This is a genomic window from Pseudomonas sp. FSL R10-0399, assembly GCF_009600165.1.
GTDB classification, from domain to species: Bacteria; Pseudomonadota; Gammaproteobacteria; order Pseudomonadales; family Pseudomonadaceae; genus Aquipseudomonas; species Aquipseudomonas helleri.
Map to the genome: position 1 here is coordinate 1 of NZ_WIWK01000004.1, position 19,798 is coordinate 19,798.

A 19,798-nucleotide genomic window follows, 5' to 3' on the forward strand; every position below is an offset into this window, starting at 1 on the left:
GGCTAGAACTGCGCTACGCGGCGCGTCAGGCCGGATTGCCGGATGCGGGCGTGGACGAGACGGCGACCGTATTGATCCAGGACTTTGCCCTGGCCTTACCGCGCCTGCGCAGCATCCTCGACACCGACGTGCTGGCCGCCTACCACGGCGATCCGGCGGCGCGCAGTGTCGACGAGGTGTTGCTGTGCTATCCGGGGATTCTGGCGGTGATTCACCACCGCCTGGCGCACCACATGTACCGCGCCGGCCTGCCTTTGCTGGCCCGCATCAGCGCCGAAATCGCGCATTCGTCCACGGGCATTGATATTCACCCGGGCGCGCAGATTGGCCGCAGCTTCTTTATCGACCACGGCACGGGCGTGGTGATCGGAGAAACCGCGATCATCGGCGAACGTGTGCGTATCTACCAAGCGGTGACCTTGGGCGCCAAACGTTTCCCGGCGGACGAATCGGGCCAACTGCAAAAAGGCCACCCGCGCCATCCGATTGTTGAAGACGACGTGGTGATCTATGCCGGCGCGACCATTCTGGGGCGCATCACCATTGGCAAAGGCTCGACGATTGGCGGCAACGTCTGGCTCACCCGCAGCGTACCGGCGGGCTGCAACCTGACCCAGGCCAACTTGCAGCATGACGACGGCTCGCAGAAGTAATACCGCGTGATGCCTTGCCCTCACCCTGGCCCTCTCCCGAAGGGAGAAGGAACCGATTGGGGGATGTTGTAGAGGTTCTGCGGCCTGCAAGCCATGCACTGCCCCTGAGAACACCTCGGTAAAGCGCCCTCTCCCGGAGGGAGAGGGTTGGGGTGAGGGCGACTTCTCGGACATTTCCTGCAACCCGTAGCGGCGTTGACCCGCTTGTGGGGCCGGGTTGGCAGGCCTAGTCTTGGGCTGTCACTGCAAAATCAGTGACAGGGTGTGGAAGCCCTTATATCGTTAGGCGCACAAAGCGCCACCCAGTCAGGCGTTTTTTATTGCCTGTGCTTTATGGTGGCTGTGCGCGGGGCACTCTCGAGTGCGCCGGGTGCCTAACGTCCCGGTCTTCCACACCTGCGTACAGCCGCCACCCGGCGTGCCTTGGCGCATTACGAGATTGATCCCGAGCCACTTAACAGCCGAATTTTTGTGCGTCATCGCCTGCAATTGCGAGTGGTGTGGTTGGAGGATCAAATGTGGTGTTGCGCACGCGATCTCGGCCGTTTGATGGGCCGCACGTTAGGGCGTAAAGGGTTGGCCAAACTGGATGCTGATCAGCATCAGGAATTACCGATCCGCAGCCACGGCGCCGTGCAAGACACCTTGATGCTCAGCGAATCGGGGGCGTATGCCATGCTGCTGTACCACTACCACCCCGAGAACCGCCATTTGCGCCAATGGCTGACCCATGAAGTGGTGCCCGCCATACGCTGCGGGTGAAACGACACACATCCTCTGTAGGAGCGAGCTTGCCTCGCGATCTTTTGATGTTTAAAAGATCGCGAGACGAGCTCGCTCCTACACGTTTTTAGCATTAACAATGACGACTGCTCGCAGAAGTAACCCTTCACACAAAGCCCTCGTCAGCGGCTACAGTTTCTCGGACATTTCCTGCAACCCGTAGCGGCGTTGACCCGCTTGTGGGGCCGGGTTGGCAGGCCTAGTCTTGGGGCTGTCACTGCAAAATCAGTGACAGGGCGTAGGAACCCTTTTTTACCCTCGGCGCGCAAGTGTCCACCTTTCTGATTGCGGCACTTTTTTTGTGTCCGTACCATCAGTCATGGCGGTCGTGCGCGGGCACGTTTCGACGTGGCCGGTTACCCTGGGACCCGGTTCCTACCCCGCGCATGACTGCCACCCAGCCCGTAGGAAGGCTATTGGCAGTTCCTCAACGCCCAGGAACCGCACCTCATGAAAACCCTCACACCCGACCCACCCCGCTCAAACACCGACTACACCCACACCCTGCTCAACGATCACGCCGCCACCCGACGTGCCTTGGCGCATTACGAGCTTGACCCCGAGCCACTTAACAGCCGAATTTTTGTGCGTCATCGCCTGCAATTGCGAGTGGTGTGGTTGGGGGATCAAATGTGGTGTTGCGCACGCGATCTCGGCCGTTTGATGGGCCGCACGTTAGGGCGTAAAGGGTTGGCCAAGCTGGATGCTGATCAGCATCAGGAATTACCGATCCGTAGCCACGGCGCCGTGCAAGACACCTTGATGCTCAGCGAATCGGGGGCGTATGCGATGTTGCTGTACCACTACCACCCCGAGAACCGCCATTTGCGCCAATGGCTGACCCATGAAGTGGTGCCCGCCATGCGCTGCGGGTGAAACGACACACATCCTCTGTAGGAGCGAGCTTGCCTCGCGATCTTTTGATGTTTAAAAGATCGCGAGACGAGCTCGCTCCTACACGTTTTTAGCGTTAAACCGCGCGAGCAGTCCGCACGCCTTCGGCCAAGGCAGCGCACAGGCTCAGCACGCCATCGACCGCTTGTTCCGGGGTGGCCGCGTTTTCGATTTTGTCGATCAAGGCCGAGCCCACCACCACGCCATCCGCCAAGCGGGCAATCGCCGCCGCTTGCTCCGGGGTGCGAATCCCGAAACCTACGCTGATCGGCAAGTCGGTGTGACGGCGCAGACGCGCAATCGCTTCGCTCACTTGGTCTGTGGTCGCGGAGCCGGCGCCGGTCACGCCTGCCACCGACACGTAGTACACAAAGCCCGAGCTGCCATTGAGCACTTTAGGCAGGCGCGCATCGTCGGTGGTCGGGGTGGTCAGGCGGATGAAATCCAGGCCCGCCGCTTGCGCAGGGTCGCACAGCTCTGAGTTGTGCTCGGGTGGCATGTCGACCACGATCATGCCGTCAACGCCAGCCGCCTTGGCGTCAGCGATGAATTTAGCCACACCGTAATGGTGGATCGGGTTGAAGTAACCCATCAGCACCAGCGGCGTGTCGCTGTTGCCTTCGCGGAACTCGCGCACCATTTGCAGGGTTTTCGCCAGGTTTTGCTTGGCGCCCAGCGCACGGATGTTGGCCAGCTGGATCGCCGGGCCATCGGCCATTGGATCGGTGAAGGGCATGCCCAACTCGATCACGTCAGCGCCCGCAGCAGGCAGGCCTTTGAGGATGGCCAGCGAGGTGGCGTAATCCGGGTCACCGGCGGTGACAAAGGTCACCAGCGCAGCGCGGTTTTGTTCTTTGAGTTCGGCAAAACGCGTTTGCAGGCGGCTCATCAGTGTTTCTCCTGCTGGGACTGTTCGACGTGGTGCATCACGGTTTGCATGTCTTTATCGCCTCGGCCAGACAGGTTGACCACCATCAGGTGATCGGCCGGCAAGGTCGGTGCACGCTTGAAGACTTCGGCCAGCGCGTGGGCGCTTTCAAGGGCCGGGATGATGCCTTCAAGGCGGCAGCATTTATGGAACGCATCCAGTGCTTCGTCGTCGGTGACCGAGGTGTACTGGACGCGGCCGATGTCGTGCAACCATGCGTGTTCCGGGCCAATGCCCGGGTAATCCAGGCCCGCCGAGATCGAGTGGGCGTCGATGATCTGGCCGTCGTCGTCTTGCAGCAGGAAGGTGCGGTTGCCGTGCAACACACCCGGCTCGCCGCCGTTGAGGCTGGCCGCGTGTTTGCCGGTTTCAATACCGTAACCGGCCGCTTCAACACCAATGATTTCAACGCCGGTGTCGTCCAGGAACGGGTGGAACAAGCCCATCGCGTTGGAACCACCGCCGATGCACGCCACCAGGCTGTCCGGCAGGCGGCCTTCCTGGGCTTGCATCTGCTCGCGGGTTTCCTTGCCGATCACGGCCTGGAAGTCGCGCACCATCGCCGGATACGGGTGCGGGCCAGCCACGGTGCCGATCAGGTAGAAGGTGCTGTCGACGTTGGTCACCCAGTCACGCAGCGCTTCGTTCATGGCGTCTTTCAGGGTGCCGGTACCGGCCACAACCGGGATCACTTCGGCGCCCAGCAGTTTCATGCGGAACACGTTGGCCTGTTGGCGCTCGATGTCAGTGGTGCCCATGTAGATCACGCATTGCAGGCCAAAACGGGCGGCCACGGTGGCCGTCGCAACGCCGTGCATGCCTGCGCCGGTTTCGGCGATGATGCGTTTTTTGCCCATGCGCCGCGCCAGCAGAATCTGCCCGATGCAGTTGTTGATCTTGTGCGCGCCGGTGTGGTTCAGCTCTTCGCGCTTGAGGTAGATCTTGGCGCCGCCGCAGAACTCGGTCAGGCGCTCGGCAAAGTACAGCGGGCTTGGACGGCCCACGTAGTCGCGCTGGAAGTAGGCCAGCTCTTTGATGAACTCAGGGTCTTTTTTGGCCAGCTCATACTCGCGGTCGAGGTCGAGGATCAGCGGCATCAGGGTTTCAGCGACGTAGCGGCCGCCGAATGAGCCGAACAGGCCATTGTCGTCCGGGCCGTTACGCAATGTGGATTGGGTCATGTGACGCTCCAGATAAAGAGGTGCGAAGGTCGATGGGCCTGACTTTACGCGCGACAACGCCAGATGAAAACCGATAAGATCGCCACAACCTGTCAGGAAAACTCACAGATACCATGAGCCGCGATCTCCCGCCCCTGAACGCCCTGCGCGCGTTCGAAGCCACCGCCCGCCTGAACAGCGTCAGCCAGGCGGCTGAACAGCTTAACGTCACCCACGGTGCCGTTAGTCGGCAAATCAAAGTGCTTGAAGAGCACTTGGGGGTCAGCCTGTTTGTGAAGGAGGGGCGCGGCCTGAAGCTCACGGATGCCGGGATCCGTCTGCGCGATGCCAGCAGCGAAGCCTTTGATCGCTTGCGCAATGTATGCACTGAACTCACGCAAAGCCATATCGACGCGCCGTTTGTACTGGGCTGTTCGGGCAGTTTGCTGGCGCGCTGGTTTATCCCGCGTCTGGGCCGTTTAAAAGCCGACTTGCCGGATTTGCGCTTGCATCTGTCGGCCGGTGAAGGCGATCTGGACCCACGCCGCTCCGGGCTGGACGCGTGGCTGGTGTTTGCCGAGCCGCCATGGCCCGCCGACATGCAGGTGTACGAATTGGCCAGTGAGCGCATCGGCCCGGTGCTGAGCCCGCATTACGCGCATTACCCGCAGCTGTGTCAGGCACCGGCCAGCGCCCTGCTGGATGAACCGCTCCTGCACACCACGTCGCGACCGCAGGCGTGGCCCAGCTGGGCACAGCAACAGGCGATCGATGCGAAGGCGTTAAATTACGGGCAAGGGTTTGAGCACTTGTACTACTTGCTCGAGGCCGCAGTGGCGGGCCTGGGTGTGGCGATTGCCCCCGAGCCGTTAGTGGCTGAGGACGTACGGGCCGGTCGCCTGGCTGCGCCGTGGGGCTTTACTCAAACCCCGGCGCAGCTGGCGTTGTGGGTGCCAAAGCGCGCCGCAGACGGGCGCGCTCGGCAACTGGCGCAATGGCTCAAGGCTGAGCTAGCGCAAGATTAGTTACGTTTGCAGAGCAGAAAAGCCGCCAGCAGGCCCAATGCACCCAGCGCAACGCCGGCAGTGGCATACGGATGCTCTTGTGCGTATTCACGGGTGGCGATGGCGGTTTCGCGGGTTTTGTCTTTGACCTCTTCATACGCGTCGCTGAGCAGGTGACGCGAATGTTTCAGCGCGTTCTCGGCATTGCTTTTGAGGGCACCAAGGGTCTTCTTGGACTCGTCAGACGCGTCGTGCTTGAAGCTCTCCAGAGACTTGAGCAGGCTCTCGATCTCGGCTTCCATGCTTTGCAATGACGCTTTACGTGAAGTATTGCTAGCCATTAGGGCTCTCCTGCATTTGTGAGTGAGGGTGCGTGTTTAGTCCGACTGCGCCGTTTTCAGAAAGTGCAAAAAACCTGAACTTTTCCTTGCGAACGGCCCACGAAGTATTCAGCAGATTCGCTGCTAGGCTTTGATTGACGACAAAGGAGAACGTTATGTCTGACCATCACACCTACAAGAAAATCGAACTGGTAGGCTCGTCCCCAAGCAGCATAGAAGACGCCATCAGTCATGCACTGGCCGAAGCCAACAAAACCATCAAACACCTGGAATGGTTTGAGGTGCTGGAGACGCGCGGGCATATCAAGGACGGCAAGGTGGCGCACTATCAGGTGACGCTGAAGGTCGGTTTCCGGATCGCCAGCAGCTGATCTGCGTCAGACTTTTAGCCAACAAACTGGCCGTTTGCCACAAAGTCCGCTAAACCCTCTGGGTGCGACATGAGCAGTCGTGTCGCACCCATTTTGTTTTGATCTGGGGAACTGACCGATGAAAAAGATTTTAGTGGCTGTAGCTTTACTGAGTCTGGCGGGCACTGCTTTCGCAGCGGGCAAGCCTTGTGAAGAACTGAAGAGCGAAATTGCTGCGAAGATTGATGCTAATGGCGTCCCGCACTATTCGCTGGAAGTGGTCGACAAGGGTACTGCCTCTGACGGAAAAGTCGTAGGCTCGTGTGAAGGCGGCACCAAAGATATCGTTTACAAGCGCGGCTGATTCTGTGGGAGCGGGCTTGCTCGCGATCTTTTCAATGATCAAAAGATCGCGAGACAAGCTCGCTCCTACAGAAGCGGTTTAGGCCCCTTTCATGACTTGCGACAGCAGTTCGTAGGAATGAATACGGTCTGCATGCTCGTACAGGTCACAGGTAAAGATCAGTTCATCCGCCTGGGTCTGTTCGACCAGCACTTGCAGTTTGGCGCGGATTTTCTCGGGGCTGCCGACCATCGCCAGGCCCAAAAAGCTCATCACTGCTTCTTTCTCGTGGGGTAGCCACAGCCCGTCCATGGTTTTCACCGGCGCGCGCTGTACCAGGCTCTGCCCACGCATCAAGGCCAAAATACGTTGCAGCACGGAGGTGGACAGGTATTCAGCCTGCTCATCGGTATCGGCCGCGACCAACGGCACACCCAACATTACGTACGGCTTGTCGAGCACCGCCGAAGGCTTGAAGTGGTTGCGGTAGACGCGAATCGCTTCGTGCATCAAACGCGGTGCGAAATGTGAGGCGAAGGCGTAGGGCAAGCCACGCTCACCGGCCAGTTGCGCGCTGAACAAGCTTGACCCCAGCAACCACACGGGCACGTTGGTGCCGGTACCGGGCATGGCGATCACCCGCTGATCCGGGGTGCGTGGACCCAGGTAGCGCATCAGCTCGGCGACGTCTTCCGGGAAGTCATCCGCGCTGCCGGAACGCTCACGGCGCAGGGCGCGGGCAGTCATTTGGTCGGAGCCCGGCGCACGGCCCAGGCCCAGGTCGATGCGGCCAGGGTAGAGACTTTCGAGCGTGCCGAACTGCTCGGCAATCACCAGTGGCGCGTGGTTGGGCAGCATCACCCCGCCCGAACCGACGCGAATGGTCGAGGTGCCACCGGCCAGATAACCGATCAGCACCGAGGTCGCCGAGCTGGCGATGCCGTCCATGTTGTGGTGTTCGGCTACCCAAAAACGGTTGTAGCCAAACTTTTCTACGTGTTGGGCCAAATCCAGCGAGTTGTGCAACGACTGGGCGGCGCTACCGTTTTCGCGCACAGGCACCAGGTCGAGGGTCGAGAATTTGACATCAGACAATCGTTTCATCAGCTGGCTACTCCAAGTGAGGGGCAGGTTCAGGCACTCGCATAAACCCGCCAGTGATGACAGCAATATGGGCATATACCCGAGTTTCAATGGCATCGATGATTTGAGCTACAAAAAAATGCGATTTGTCCGACAAGATGAACTTTGTGGAGGCGACTACCCTCACAACTCCAGTCAAGGCGTGAAACCTTCACGCCGTTCTTCAGGAGGCACGTATGAGTATTAAAAAGACTGCATCGGCACACTGGGCAGGCGACCTTAAAACCGGCATCGGCTCCATCTCTACCGAGACGGGCGTGTTGCGCGACGCACCGTATGGCTTCAAGGCCCGCTTTGAAGGTGGCAAGGGCACCAACCCTGAAGAACTGATCGGCGCCGCCCATGCCGGTTGCTTTTCGATGGCCCTGTCGATGATTTTGGGCGATGCCGGGCTTAAGGCCGACAGCATCGACACCAAGGCTGAAGTCACCCTGGATCAAGTCGAGGGCGGGTTTGCGATTACTGCGGTGCACCTGATCCTCAAGGCCAAAATACCGGGCGCGACCCAGCAGCAATTCGATGAGCTAACCAAAAAAGCCAAAGAAGGCTGCCCGGTGTCCAAGGTGTTGAACGCCAAAATCACCCTCGACGCCACGCTGCAGGCCTGATCGATAGACCCAACGTACGCCCCCCTGCATCGCAGTGGGGGCGGCGTTAACCCGGACAGTTCGCAGACACCGCCGAATGTGATCGAATAGCCGCCGATTGCGTCTGACCATTACTGTGCGTTCTGCAAGAAGGGAGTCTCATCATGAAACGTTTTGCTTTAGCGGTAATCAGTTGTGCTTTGGCCACCTCGGTATGGGCAGCGCCCAAACCTTGCGACGAGTTGAAGGCTGAAATCGAAGCCAAGATTCAAGCCAATAACGTGTCGTCTTACACGCTCGAGATCGTGACCAATGACGAAGTACACGATCAGAACATGGTGGTAGGTTCGTGCGAAAACGGCACGAAGAAGATCATCTATCAGAAAAACGATAACTGACGGACTAAGGCAGGCAGTTCACCAGCCGCTCCTCGGCCAGCACCTTGCCTTCGGCGCTGTACAACCGCGCGTAAGCGTTAAAGCCCAGTGAGCGTGCCTGCAACCGGTAGCGTTGGCCGGGCTGGAAATCAGCGTATTTGACAGAGAGGTAACACAACCGCTCTTGCGGCTCGCTGAACATGCCCATCCCGCCGATAAACACTTCGTAGTCAAAGCGCACCATCAGCTCATGGCTGCCGGGGGTTACCTGAAAGTAACGCCCGTCGTTCAGGCGCTTGTTATCCAGGCGCTCGGCCATGATCAACTTGCCGGTTTGGGTTTCCAGATCAACCCAGGCCATGTTCGGATCGTGTGGTGGCAGAGGCGTGCTGGCACAGGCGCTGAGCAGGCTGGCCGTGAGCAAGAGCAAAAACGTGCGCATGGGAGTGTCCATCAGGATGTAATGCATCAGCATAGCGCCAGACCACTCTCACAGGGTGCTGTGCTTTTTCACTCCTGTCGCATAGGGTGTGTTCGATGAGCATTTGTCGCCCACTGGACCGCACCATGTCACTGACTTTTCGCTGCCTGCTTGCCCTCGCCTTATTGCCTCTGCTTAACGGTTGCTCCAGTACGGGTTACTACTCGCAATTGCTCACCGGCCAATGGCACGTGTTGCAGGCCCGCGAGCCGGTGGCCAAGGTAGTGGCCGACCCTCAGCGTGACCCTGTGCTGCGCCAGCATCTGGCCCGGTCCCAGGCGGCCCGGACCTTTGCCAGCGAACATTTAAAGCTGCCTGACAACCAGAGTTATCGCCTGTACGCCGATATCCAGCGACCGTACGTGGTGTGGAATGTCTTTGCGACAGCGGAGTTTTCGCTCGCCCCGGTCACCTATTGCTTTCCGGTGGCCGGGTGCGTGGCCTACCGGGGTTATTACTCACAAGGTGCCGCTCGCGGGGATGCCGCGCTCAAGCGCGAGCAAGGCATGGATGTGTGGGTGAGCGGGGTTGAGGCGTACTCAACCCTGGGCTGGTTTGATGAGCCGATCCTTAACAGCATGCTGCACTGGGGCGATGAGCGACTGGCCACGCTGATTTTTCACGAGCTGGCGCATCAGCGTTTTTATGTGAAGGACGACACTGAGTTCAACGAGTCATTTGCCAGCTTTGTCGAGCAGGAAGGCACGCGCCAATGGCGCGCCTACCAAGGGCTGCCAGCGGCACACACCAAGGGTTTGCAGCAGCGCGAAGCGTTTATTGCCTTGGTTCTGAGTACGCGCCAGCGCTTGCAGCAGCTGTACAGCCAAACGTTGCCAGCGGCTGAGATGCATCAGCGCAAAGCCGCGGAGTTTGAGCGCATGCGCCGTGAATACCGTGCGCTTCGCGACCAGCAATGGGCGGGCAACAACCGCTACGACGCGTGGGTCAATGCCCCGATGAACAACGCCAAGCTGCTGCCGTTCGGGTTGTATGACCAATGGGTGCCGGCCTTTGCTGCGTTGTTCAAGCAAACCGGCGGTGACTGGGCGGTGTTTTACAAGGCCGTTGAACAGCTGGGCAAGCTGCCACCGATGCAGCGCAAAGCGGCGCTGCGCCAGTGGGCCGGGGCTTTACCTGAGGCCAATACCCCTTAAGCCTTGGGGCTCCACCAGTTCTTGACCACGCAAGAGGCGAACGGGCTGGTGCTGCACGCGCCGCTGGCCAGGGCTTGGCGCAGTTTCGGGATGTTGGCTTGCATCATGTATTTCTCGCCATCCTTGAAGTGCGAGTTTTCGCCAAAGCCACCTTGAGTCATTTCTTTCAGGGCGTCTTCTTTGCTCCAGTCCTGCACCACCACGCGGTACATCGCTGCCATCAAACCTGTGCGATCGACACCATGTTTGCAGTGCATCAATACCGGGCCATGGGCCTGAGCCGTCTGGATGGCGCGCAAGGCGGCCAGCACATCGGCGTCATCGACATGATTGGTGCGGTACGGCAATTGGACTTGTTCAACCCCCGGGGTTTTTAACCAGCTGCTGTCGGCTTCGGGCAAAAAGTTGATCACGGTGCCGATGTGCAGTTTTTCCAGCAACGGCTGGGCCTGGTCATCCGGCAAGGCGCTGCGGTACAGCGTGGGGGACATTTGGTACAGGTTGTATTGCGCATCAACCGGCTGCGCCCACTGGGGCGGGCGCGCCACGGCAAAATCATCGGCCATCGCCTGGGGCAGCGTAAACGCCGCCAATAATGTCAGGCACAGGGCAGGAGCAAACCGGGCTTTGGGCATGTCAGCGCAACCACTTCGACTAAAGGATAAGGAGGTGGCGCTAGAGTGAGTCAGGCCTGATAAAAACTGTGTGAGCCACTTGTCAAAAATTCGTGATTAGCCAGCGCTGTTGCAGCGCTGAGGTGCGGCAAAATTACGCATGAATCGATTCAGCCTCGCCCCTTACCTGCTAGTATTTGTAACTATTAATTGCTGATACCTATTTTTTAAGCTCATCTGCGACGCTTGTCGCTGCCAAAATGAAAGTTGCCACTGAGCAACTGCTACCCGTGAATGTCTGAAGAGGTGCCCCTCCCATGTCTGAACAAGACAACCCGCGGCGTGAGTTTTTGCGCAAAACCCTAACGCTGATTCCGGTGGTCACTGTGGCAAGCACCGGCCTCGGCGGTTCCGTGCTCATGGCGACGCCCGCTGCGGGCGCCACAGCCACACCTGAACCTGTGGGGCGCACGTCTTCCCCTGCCACACCTTATGAGCCGACGTATTTCACGGCCCAGGAGTGGGCATTTCTGAACGCTGCGGTAGCACGCCTGATCCCCGCCGATGAGCAAGGCCCTGGCGCTCTGGAAGCTGGCGTCCCGGAGTACATAGACCGGCAAATGCACACACCGTACGCCAGCGGCGCCCTGTGGTTCATGCAGGGCCCGTTCAATACCGATGCGCCGGCCGAGATGGGCTGGCAGAGCAAGCTTGTGCCCAAACAGATCTACCGCTTGGGCATCGCTGCCACGGAGGCACTGTGCAAAACGACCTATAACTCAACATTTGCTGGGCTAGACAGCGCTACCCGAGACGAAGTGCTCAAACAGCTGGAGGCCGGAACGCCCCACTTCGAGAACGTCCCGGCCAAGATGTTTTTCAGTTTCCTGCTGCAAAACACTAAGGAAGGCTTCTTTTGCGACCCCATTCACGGCGGCAACAAGGGCATGGTCGGCTGGACCATGATCGGCTTCCCCGGCGCTCGCGCTGATTTCATGGACTGGGTCGAACGCAACGAGCAGTACCCCTTCCCGGCAGTTTCCATTCGCGGCGAGAGGGCCTGAGCATGTCGACCGTTATGAAAAAAGTAGATGCCGTCATCGTTGGTTTCGGCTGGACCGGCGCGATCATGGCCAAAGAGTTAACCGAAGCCGGTCTAAACGTTGTAGCCCTTGAGCGCGGCCCGATGCAGGACACGTATCCGGACGGTAACTACCCTCAGGTCATCGACGAACTGACGTACAGCGTGCGCAAAAAGCTCTTTCAGGACGTATCGAAAGAAACCGTGACCATTCGCCATAGCGTCAATGACGTGGCCTTGCCGAATCGCCAGCTGGGGGCGTTTTTGCCTGGCAACGGTGTGGGCGGCGCCGGGTTGCACTGGTCGGGGGTACATTTTCGGGTTGACCCGATTGAACTGCGCATGCGCAGCCACTACGAAGAACGCTACGGCAAAAACTTTATCCCCAAGGACATGACCATCCAGGACTTCGGCGTCAGTTATGAAGAACTGGAACCGTTCTTCGATTACGCCGAAAAAGTGTTCGGCACCTCGGGCCAGGCCTGGACCGTGAACGGCCGCATTGTGGGCGAAGGCCGGGGTGGCAACCCGTATGCGGCGGATCGTTCCGACCACTTTCCGCTGGTTTCACAAAAGAATACGGTGTCGGCCCAGCTCTTCCAGAAAGCGGCCACTGAGGTGGGCTACAAGCCGTATAACCTGCCGTCGGCCAATACATCAGGGCCTTATACCAACCCGTATGGCGCACAAATGGGGCCGTGCAACTTCTGCGGTTTCTGCAGTGGTTATGTCTGCTACATGTACTCCAAAGCCTCGCCAAACGTGAACATTTTGCCCGCGCTCAAGCCGCTGCCCAACTTTGAGTTGCGCCCTGACGCCCATGTGATTCGGGTCAACCTGGACAGCACCAAGAGCAAAGCCACGGGCGTCACTTACATCGACGCGCTGGGCCGTGAGATCGAACAACCGGCAGACCTAGTGATTTTGGGCGCGTTCCAGTTCCACAACGTTCGCTTGATGCTGCTGTCGGGCATCGGTAAACCCTACGACCCGAAAACCGGCGAAGGGGTGGTCGGCAAAAACTTTGCGTACCAGAACATGGGCACCATCAAGGCCTATTTCGATAAAGAGGTGCACACCAACAACTTTATCGGCGCAGGCGGTAATGGCGTGGCCATTGATGATTTCAACGCCGATAACTTTGACCACGGGCCACATGGCTTTGTGGGTGGCTCGCCGATGTGGGTCAACCAGGCCGGCAGCCGCCCCATTGCCGGCACGTCCAACCCGCCTGGTACACCGGCCTGGGGCAGTGCCTGGAAAAAAGCCACCGCCGATTACTACACCCACCAGGTATCAATGGACGCGCACGGCGCGCATCAATCCTACCGTGGTAACTATCTCGATCTAGACCCGGTTTATCGCGATGCCTACGGTCAGCCTCTTTTGCGGATGACCTTCGACTGGCAAGAAAACGACATCAAAATGAACCGTTTCATGATGGAGAAAATGGGCAAGATCGCCGAGGCGATGAACCCCAAAGCCATCGCCCTGCTCGGTAAAAAAGTGGGTGAGCACTTCAACACCGCGTCCTACCAGACCACTCACCTGAACGGCGGCGCGATCATGGGCACTGACCCGAAGACCAGTGCGCTGAACCGTTACCTGCAATCGTGGGACGTACACAACGTGTTTGTACCGGGCGCCTCGGCGTTCCCGCAGGGGCTGGGTTACAACCCGACCGGTCTTGTGGCCGCGCTGACCTACTGGTCGGCCCGGGCGATCCGCGAACAGTACCTGAAAAACCCCGGCCCGCTGGTTCAGGCATAAGGAGCGATGACCATGAAAACAGTTGTTATCGCGACCTTGGCCCTGCTGGGCAGTTTTTCGGCGCTGGCTGCTGAAGTCGATCAGGCAGCCTTGATCAAACACGGTGAATACCTGGCGCGAGCCGGTGACTGTGTGGCGTGTCATACGGCCAAAGGTGGCAAGCCTTTCGCTGGCGGCCTGCCGATGGAAACCCCGATCGGTACGATTTACTCGACCAACATTACCCCGGACCCGAGCGGTATCGGCGCCTACAGCTTTGACGATTTCGACAACGCCGTGCGCCATGGCATCGCCAAAAACGGCAGCACGTTGTACCCGGCGATGCCTTACCCGTCTTACGCGCGGGTCAACCAGGCCGACATGCAAGCGCTGTATGCCTACTTTATGCAGGGCGTTAAGCCGGTCGCTGCCGAGAACCGGGCGGTCGATATTCCCTGGCCGTTAAGCATGCGTTGGCCATTGGCTATGTGGCGCTGGAGCTTTGCCCCTGCAGTGGCCGACTTCACCCCTGCCCCTGGGCAAAATCCGGTGGTCAGTCGCGGGGCGTATCTGGTGGAAGGTCTAGGACATTGCGGTGCATGCCATACCCCACGGGCGTTGACCATGCAGGAAAAAGCCTTGAGCGCGACAGAGGGCAGCACGTTTCTGTCGGGCAGTGCGCCGCTGGAAGGCTGGATCGCGAAGAACCTGCGCGGCGACCACAAGGACGGCCTGGGCAGCTGGAGCGAAGAACAACTGGTGCAGTTTCTCAAGACCGGCCGCAGTGATCGCAGCGCGGTGTTCGGCGGTATGAGCGACGTGATCGTACACAGCATGCAGTACATGTCTGATGCCGACCTGACCGCTATCGCTCGCTACTTGAAGACATTGCCTGCGGTCGACTCGGCAGACAGACCCCATAAATATGACCCGACAGTGCCCGATGCCTTATGGAACGGTAATGACAGCAAGCGCGGTGCGGCGGTGTACATCGACAACTGTGCGGCCTGCCATCGCACCGATGGGTATGGCTACACCCGTGTGTTCCCGGCATTGGCGGGTAACCCGGTGTTGCAATCAGATGACCCGACTTCGCTGATTCACATTGTGCTTAAAGGCGGCACCTTGCCGGCCACGCACACCGCGCCCTCAACCTTTACCATGCCGGGTTTCGACTGGAGGCTGTCGGATCAGGAAGTAGCCGATGTGGTCAATTTCATTCGTACCAGTTGGGGCAATAAAGGCGACGAGGTGAAACCTGCAGAGGTGAAGGCGTTGCGCGACTAAAGACGCGGACACACACCATGACCCCAGGCACTCATGCGTAGCGCCTGGGGTTATTGATCTGAAGCCTGGGGCTCAGTCGCGTCATTGGCCAGCCACTTCTCTGACAATGCCGCCAAACGGCCATCCGCCTTGATGCGCTGCAAGGCTTTGTCCAGGCTGCCCTGGAACGCCGGATTGTCTTTCTGAAAAGGGATCGCCAGCTCAGGCGAGGCTAAATAAGGCTCACTGAAATCGAACCGATCCTGAAGTTCAGGAGTCATAGCCATGTGGTTGATGGCCACGTCGTACTTGCCGCTCTCAACACCCGAAAGCAGGTCATCACTGTCTGTGACCAAGAGCGAGGAATTGACCTCCAGCTCCCGGGCCAGCATTTCGCCCAGCTCGACGTCAAAGCCGGTTAAGTGGCCATCCTGCTGGAAGCTGTAAGGGGCCTGATTGCCCTCAAGTGCGATACGCAATTCACCACGATCGTTTACGTCGTCCATCAGTTCTGCGTGAGCAAAAGGACTCGCCAATGGCAATAAAAGCATCAGGCCTGGCAAAAAACGCATGGTCACTCCTTTGAATTTAATGAAAGCGATTCGCAATGAGCGCTCGCTTTGCTTTATGTTGGTCAACTGCGGCGTTGGACAGCGGATCTGCTCAAAGTTGTGCATGCCCGACGATTTTTTCAAAAACCGGAGATACAAATGAAAGCTCTACTGTCTCGTGTTGCGTTGGCTTCTGTGTTGATGGGCGCTTCGGTTCTGGCCCTGGCTGCCACTCCCGCGCCTGAGGGCGCAAAAGTGTCGATTATCTCCCCGGCGGATGGCGCCACTGTAGATAAAACCTTCACCGTAAAATTCGGCATTGAAGGCATCGACCTCAAACCTGCTGGCGATCCGGCTCCACACTCTGGCCATCACCACTTGCTGGTCGATGTAGACCAGCCGATTGCGCCAGGCCAGGTGATCCCGACTGACGACCATCACCTGCATTTCGGCAAAGCGCAGACTGAAACCCAACTGACCCTGGCCCCAGGCAAACACACCTTGCAACTGGAGCTGGGCGACACTGGCCACCAAGCCTTCGACCCGGTAATCGTGTCGAAGAAAATCACGGTTAATGTGAAATAAAAAAAGGGAGCCCCTTTCAGGAGCTCCCTTTTTATTCGAGCTGCAAGCTTCAAGCTAAAAGCCGCAAGTAAAAGCAAAGCAGATCTGCTCTTGCCTTTAACTTGCCGCTTGAGGCTTAACCGCTCGAAGCTAGTTTTTTAAAACAACACTCGGCAACGGATGGTGCCGTTGATGCTTTGCAGCTTCTCTTGCGCCAGGTCCGAGGACTCGGCGTCGACGTCGATCACCACATAACCCACTTTTTCGTTGGTTTGCAGGAACTGGCCGGAGATGTTGATACCGTTTTCGGCGAAGACCTTGTTGATCTCGCTCATCACACCCGGGATGTTCTCGTGGATGTGCAGCAAACGGTGCTTGCCAGGGTGAGCCGGCAGGGCCACTTCCGGGAAGTTTACAGACGATACGGACGTACCGTTGTCGCTGTACTTGACCAGTTTTTCTGCCACTTCCAGGCCGATGTTGGCTTGGGCTTCAGCAGTGGAACCACCGATGTGCGGGGTCAGGATCACGTTGTCCAGGCCACGCAGCGGGCTTTCGAACACGTCGTCGTTGGAACGCGGCTCAACCGGGAACACGTCGATAGCGGCGCCGATCAGGTGCTTGTCCTTGATCGCGTCAGCCAGGGCGTCCAGCTCAACCACGGTGCCACGTGCGGCGTTGATCAAAATGCCGCCCTTTTTGATGGCGCGGATTTCTTTCTCGCCGATCATCCACTGGGTAGCCGGGGTTTCAGGCACGTGCAGGGTCACGATGTCGGACATGCCCAACAGTTCGTGCAGGTTGCCGACCTGAGTGGCGTTGCCCAATGGCAGCTTGGTCACGGTGTCGTAGAAGAACACTTGCATGCCCAGGCCTTCAGCCAGTACCGAGAGCTGAGTACCAATCGAACCATAACCGACGATACCGAGCTTTTTGCCACGGATTTCGAAGGAGTTGGCCGCGCTCTTGATCCAGCCACCACGGTGGCAGGAAGCGTTTTTCTCAGGGATGCCGCGCAGCAACAGGATCGCTTCAGCCAGCACCAACTCGGCCACCGAACGGGTGTTGGAGTAAGGGGCGTTGAATACAGCGATACCGCGTTCGCGAGCAGCGTTGAGATCGACTTGGTTGGTGCCGATGCAGAAACAACCAACAGCCACCAGTTTCTTGGCGCAGTCGAACACTTCTTCGGTCAGCTGAGTACGGGAACGGATGCCGATGAAATGGGCATCAGCGATCTTTTCCTTCAGCAGGGCTTCAGGCAAGGAACTGGTGATGTACTCGATACTGGTGTAACCAGCAGACTTCAGTACTTCAACAGCGGATTGGTGGACGCCTTCTAAAAGAAGGAACTTGATCTTGCTCTTATCGAGAGAAGTCTTGCTCATCTGCGTAAACCTGTGTCCCAGAGAAAAAATGGCAGGGAATGGACAGCCTGAGCTGGCCTGGCCGGCGTGAAGACCGGCACCGTGAATCGTCCTACGGCTCGATTCGACGGGGGGGTCGTATGCTAGCATAAGCGCCCCGCTAAACACCCATTCCTGCGACGTGAAGCGTACTCAGGATGACCATGAATTGTTCGAGAGTTCTGTTGATGACCCATCCTGCCGTAATTGAAGAGCTGAAGACCCTGGTAGAGCCTGGCAAGGTTCTGACCGATGCTGATTCCCTTAATGCTTACGGCAAGGACTGGACCAAGCATTTCGCTCCAGCGCCCACCGCGATCGTCTTTCCGAAAACCATCGAACAAGTCCAGGCCATCGTGCGCTGGGCCAACACCCACAAGGTCGCACTGGTGCCATCGGGCGGGCGTACTGGCTTGTCGGCAGCGGCCGTTGCGGCGAATGGCGAAGTGGTGGTGTCTTTCGATTACATGAACCAGGTGCTCGATCTCAACCTGACTGACCGCACAGCGGTTTGCCAGCCGGGCGTGGTCACTAAGGCCCTGCAAAACCTGGCCGAAGAAAACGGCCTGTACTACCCGGTGGACTTCGCCTCGGCCGGTTCCAGCCAGATTGGCGGCAACATCGGCACCAATGCCGGCGGGATCAAGGTGATTCGCTACGGCATGACCCGCAACTGGGTGGCGGGCATGAAAGTCGTGACCGGCAAGGGCGACGTGCTGGAACTGAACAAGGACCTGATCAAAAACGCCACCGGCTATGACATGCGCCAGCTGTTTATCGGCGCCGAAGGCACGTTGGGCTTTGTGGTCGAAGCCACCATGCGCCTGGACCGGGCACCGAAAAACCTGACGGCCATGGTGCTCGGCACCGCCGACTTCGACGCCATCATGCCGGTGTTGCACGCTTTCCAGAGCAAGCTGGATCTGACGGCTTTTGAGTTCTTCTCTGACAAGGCATTGGCCAAAGTCATGGCCCGTGGCGACGTACCTTCGCCGTTTGACACCGACTGCCCGTTCTACGCGCTGCTGGAATTTGAAGCGACCACTGAAGAAGTGGCCAACACTGCGCTGGAAACCTTCGAGCACTGCGTCGAGCAAGGCTGGGTGCTGGACGGCGTGATGAGCCAGAGCGAAACCCAGTTGCACAACCTGTGGAAGCTGCGTGAGTACATCTCCGAGACCATTTCGCACTGGACGCCGTACAAAAACGACATCTCGGTCACCGTTTCGAAAGTACCGGCCTTCTTGAAAGAAATTGACGCCATCGTCGGCGAATACTACCCGGACTTCGAGATTGTCTGGTTCGGCCACATCGGCGACGGCAACCTGCACTTGAACATTCTCAAGCCCGAGAACCTGAGCAAGGACGAGTTCTTTGCCAAGTGCGCGACGGTCAACAAATGGGTCTTTGAAACGGTCGAGAAGTACAACGGCTCGATCTCGGCAGAACACGGCGTGGGCATGACCAAACGTGATTACTTGACCTACAGCCGCTCGCCGGTTGAGATCGAGTACATGAAAGCCCTCAAGGCCGTGTTCGACCCGAACGGCATCATGAACCCAGGCAAGATTTTTGCCTTGTGAACAAGGCAGCTGCCAGTGGCAAGCTTCAAGCCGCAAGCTTGAAGCGGGTCTGGTGCAGCTCTGCGATGTTCTCTTGAAGCTTTCAACTTGACGCTTGCAGCTACTCCAACGGAGATTCCCATGAGCTATCAGCACCAATACGTCGACGGTACCCGGATTCACTTTCCTATCGGCAAAGTCGTGTGCATCGGGCGTAACTATGCCGAGCATGCCAAAGAGCTGGATAACCCGATCCCGACTGAGCCGCTCTTGTTTATCAAGCCCGGCAGTTGTGTAGTGCCGACCGAAGGCGGGTTTGCCATCCCGCACGACCGTGGCTCGGTGCATTACGAAGCCGAAATTGCGGTGTTGATCGGCAAGCCTTTGTCCAACAACCCAAGCGCCGAAGAAGTGCTGGACGCGATCTCGGGCTTCGCGCCGGGCCTGGACCTGACCCTGCGCGACAAGCAATCGGAGCTCAAGGCTAAAGGCCTGCCGTGGGAAGTCGCCAAGTCGTTCGATGGCGCCTGCGTACTCGCACCGTTCGTACCGAGCTGCACGTTCCCGGACGTGACTGATATTGGCATTCGCCTGACCATCAACGGCGAAGTGCGCCAGGACGGCAACAGCGCCCTGATGCTCAACCCGATTGTGCCGATGATTCAGTACATGGCCGGGTGCTTCTCGCTGCAAGCGGGCGACGTGATCATGACCGGCACCCCGGTGGGTGTTGGCCCGCTGAACGTGGGCGATGAGCTGGTGCTGGAACTGCCGGGCGCCAGCCGTTTCGAAAGCACCGTGCGTTAA

The 19,798-nt window shown here is 58.6% G+C and carries 23 protein-coding genes; 15 read left to right on the forward strand and 8 right to left on the reverse strand.

Features of this window, described 5'->3' with window-relative positions; genetic code table 11:
* The 3 genes from epsC to GHO41_RS01755 all read left to right on the forward strand — a co-directional run.
* Window positions 1-653 (forward strand): serine O-acetyltransferase EpsC (epsC, locus tag GHO41_RS01745; RefSeq protein WP_153432808.1); only part of this gene is annotated, 653 nt, incomplete at its 5' end.
* Between the two features lie 498 nt (window positions 654-1,151).
* Window positions 1,152-1,415 (forward strand): Bro-N domain-containing protein, encoded by a 264-nt coding sequence (locus GHO41_RS01750; protein ID WP_371928809.1) that lies wholly within the window; start codon window positions 1,152-1,154, stop codon window positions 1,413-1,415.
* Window positions 1,416-1,886: 471 nt separating this feature from the next.
* On the forward strand, window positions 1,887-2,312 hold the full coding sequence (locus tag GHO41_RS01755; RefSeq protein WP_153432812.1) for a Bro-N domain-containing protein: 426 nt from the start codon (window positions 1,887-1,889) through the stop codon (window positions 2,310-2,312).
* Between the two features lie 94 nt (window positions 2,313-2,406).
* Here the strand turns inward: GHO41_RS01755 and trpA are convergent, their stop codons facing one another.
* Window positions 2,407-3,219, reverse strand: coding sequence for a tryptophan synthase subunit alpha (trpA, locus tag GHO41_RS01760; protein WP_153432814.1), 813 nt, complete (start codon window positions 3,217-3,219; stop codon window positions 2,407-2,409).
* On the reverse strand, window positions 3,219-4,439 hold the full coding sequence (gene trpB / locus GHO41_RS01765; RefSeq protein WP_048371147.1) for a tryptophan synthase subunit beta: 1,221 nt from the start codon (window positions 4,437-4,439) through the stop codon (window positions 3,219-3,221). The genes trpA and trpB overlap by 1 nt, the downstream gene beginning before the upstream one ends.
* A gap of 113 nt (window positions 4,440-4,552) precedes the next feature.
* Between trpB and GHO41_RS01770 the strand changes: the two genes are divergently transcribed.
* Complete coding sequence (locus GHO41_RS01770; protein ID WP_153432816.1) at window positions 4,553-5,443, forward strand: LysR family transcriptional regulator; 891 nt, start codon at window positions 4,553-4,555, stop codon at window positions 5,441-5,443.
* Here the strand turns inward: GHO41_RS01770 and GHO41_RS01775 are convergent.
* Window positions 5,440-5,763, reverse strand: coding sequence for a YqjD family protein (locus GHO41_RS01775; protein ID WP_048371150.1), 324 nt, complete (start codon window positions 5,761-5,763; stop codon window positions 5,440-5,442). The two genes, GHO41_RS01770 and GHO41_RS01775, sit on opposite strands and share 4 nt — an antisense overlap.
* A 155-nt stretch (window positions 5,764-5,918) precedes the next feature.
* Between GHO41_RS01775 and GHO41_RS01780 the strand changes: the two genes are divergently transcribed.
* Window positions 5,919-6,134 (forward strand): dodecin, encoded by a 216-nt coding sequence (locus GHO41_RS01780; protein ID WP_048389161.1) that lies wholly within the window; start codon window positions 5,919-5,921, stop codon window positions 6,132-6,134.
* A 118-nt stretch (window positions 6,135-6,252) separates the two neighbouring features.
* The gene (locus GHO41_RS01785) at window positions 6,253-6,477 is read left to right on the forward strand and encodes a DUF1161 domain-containing protein (RefSeq protein WP_048371153.1); all 225 of its coding nucleotides are present in this window, start codon (window positions 6,253-6,255) and stop codon (window positions 6,475-6,477) included.
* A gap of 78 nt (window positions 6,478-6,555) precedes the next feature.
* On the opposite strand, the gene GHO41_RS01790 is transcribed toward GHO41_RS01785, so the two are convergent.
* Entirely contained in the window at window positions 6,556-7,560 is a 1,005-nt protein-coding gene (locus GHO41_RS01790; RefSeq protein WP_048389157.1) for an LLM class flavin-dependent oxidoreductase, read from the reverse strand.
* A gap of 215 nt (window positions 7,561-7,775) precedes the next feature.
* On the opposite strand from GHO41_RS01790, the gene GHO41_RS01795 reads away from it, so the two are divergent.
* Window positions 7,776-8,207 (forward strand): OsmC family protein, encoded by a 432-nt coding sequence (locus GHO41_RS01795; RefSeq protein WP_048371157.1) that lies wholly within the window; start codon window positions 7,776-7,778, stop codon window positions 8,205-8,207.
* A gap of 143 nt (window positions 8,208-8,350) precedes the next feature.
* Entirely contained in the window at window positions 8,351-8,584 is a 234-nt protein-coding gene (locus GHO41_RS01800) for a DUF1161 domain-containing protein (protein WP_048371159.1), read from the forward strand.
* A gap of 4 nt (window positions 8,585-8,588) precedes the next feature.
* Here the strand turns inward: GHO41_RS01800 and GHO41_RS01805 are convergent, their stop codons facing one another.
* On the reverse strand, window positions 8,589-9,005 hold the full coding sequence (locus GHO41_RS01805; RefSeq protein WP_153432818.1) for a hypothetical protein: 417 nt from the start codon (window positions 9,003-9,005) through the stop codon (window positions 8,589-8,591).
* Between the two features lie 125 nt (window positions 9,006-9,130).
* Here GHO41_RS01805 and GHO41_RS01810 point away from each other — a divergent pair, with 125 nt between their 5' ends.
* Window positions 9,131-10,198 carry an aminopeptidase gene (locus GHO41_RS01810; RefSeq protein ID WP_153432820.1) on the forward strand — a complete coding sequence of 356 codons (1,068 nt, stop codon included), beginning with the start codon at window positions 9,131-9,133 and terminating at the stop codon, window positions 10,196-10,198.
* Here the strand turns inward: GHO41_RS01810 and GHO41_RS01815 are convergent.
* Window positions 10,195-10,833 carry a dual specificity protein phosphatase family protein gene (locus GHO41_RS01815; protein ID WP_153432822.1) on the reverse strand — a complete coding sequence of 213 codons (639 nt, stop codon included), beginning with the start codon at window positions 10,831-10,833 and terminating at the stop codon, window positions 10,195-10,197. The two genes, GHO41_RS01810 and GHO41_RS01815, sit on opposite strands and share 4 nt — an antisense overlap.
* A 296-nt stretch (window positions 10,834-11,129) precedes the next feature.
* Here GHO41_RS01815 and GHO41_RS01820 point away from each other — a divergent pair, with 296 nt between their 5' ends.
* Genes GHO41_RS01820 through GHO41_RS01830 form a run of 3 tightly spaced genes read left to right on the forward strand, consistent with a single transcriptional unit; the run spans window position 11,130 to window position 14,929 of the window.
* Complete coding sequence (locus tag GHO41_RS01820; RefSeq protein WP_123750736.1) at window positions 11,130-11,876, forward strand: gluconate 2-dehydrogenase subunit 3 family protein; 747 nt, start codon at window positions 11,130-11,132, stop codon at window positions 11,874-11,876.
* A 2-nt stretch (window positions 11,877-11,878) separates the two neighbouring features.
* Window positions 11,879-13,663 carry a GMC family oxidoreductase gene (locus tag GHO41_RS01825; protein WP_048371167.1) on the forward strand — a complete coding sequence of 595 codons (1,785 nt, stop codon included), beginning with the start codon at window positions 11,879-11,881 and terminating at the stop codon, window positions 13,661-13,663.
* A 12-nt stretch (window positions 13,664-13,675) separates the two neighbouring features.
* Window positions 13,676-14,929 carry a cytochrome c gene (locus GHO41_RS01830; protein ID WP_153432823.1) on the forward strand — a complete coding sequence of 418 codons (1,254 nt, stop codon included), beginning with the start codon at window positions 13,676-13,678 and terminating at the stop codon, window positions 14,927-14,929.
* A 50-nt stretch (window positions 14,930-14,979) separates the two neighbouring features.
* Here the strand turns inward: GHO41_RS01830 and GHO41_RS01835 are convergent, their stop codons facing one another.
* Entirely contained in the window at window positions 14,980-15,480 is a 501-nt protein-coding gene (locus tag GHO41_RS01835; RefSeq protein WP_153432825.1) for a transporter substrate-binding domain-containing protein, read from the reverse strand.
* Between the two features lie 138 nt (window positions 15,481-15,618).
* Between GHO41_RS01835 and GHO41_RS01840 the strand changes: the two genes are divergently transcribed.
* Window positions 15,619-16,044, forward strand: coding sequence for a DUF4399 domain-containing protein (locus tag GHO41_RS01840; protein WP_048371171.1), 426 nt, complete (start codon window positions 15,619-15,621; stop codon window positions 16,042-16,044).
* A 137-nt stretch (window positions 16,045-16,181) separates the two neighbouring features.
* Here GHO41_RS01840 and serA read toward each other — a convergent pair whose 3' ends face one another.
* Window positions 16,182-17,411: a phosphoglycerate dehydrogenase gene (serA, locus tag GHO41_RS01845; protein WP_048371173.1), complete on the reverse strand. Its 1,230-nt coding sequence runs from the start codon at window positions 17,409-17,411 to the stop codon at window positions 16,182-16,184.
* A 206-nt stretch (window positions 17,412-17,617) separates the two neighbouring features.
* Between serA and GHO41_RS01850 the strand changes: the two genes are divergently transcribed.
* The gene (locus GHO41_RS01850) at window positions 17,618-19,012 is read left to right on the forward strand and encodes an FAD-binding oxidoreductase (RefSeq protein ID WP_153432827.1); all 1,395 of its coding nucleotides are present in this window, start codon (window positions 17,618-17,620) and stop codon (window positions 19,010-19,012) included.
* A 120-nt stretch (window positions 19,013-19,132) separates the two neighbouring features.
* On the forward strand, window positions 19,133-19,798 hold the full coding sequence (locus GHO41_RS01855; RefSeq protein WP_153432829.1) for a fumarylacetoacetate hydrolase family protein: 666 nt from the start codon (window positions 19,133-19,135) through the stop codon (window positions 19,796-19,798).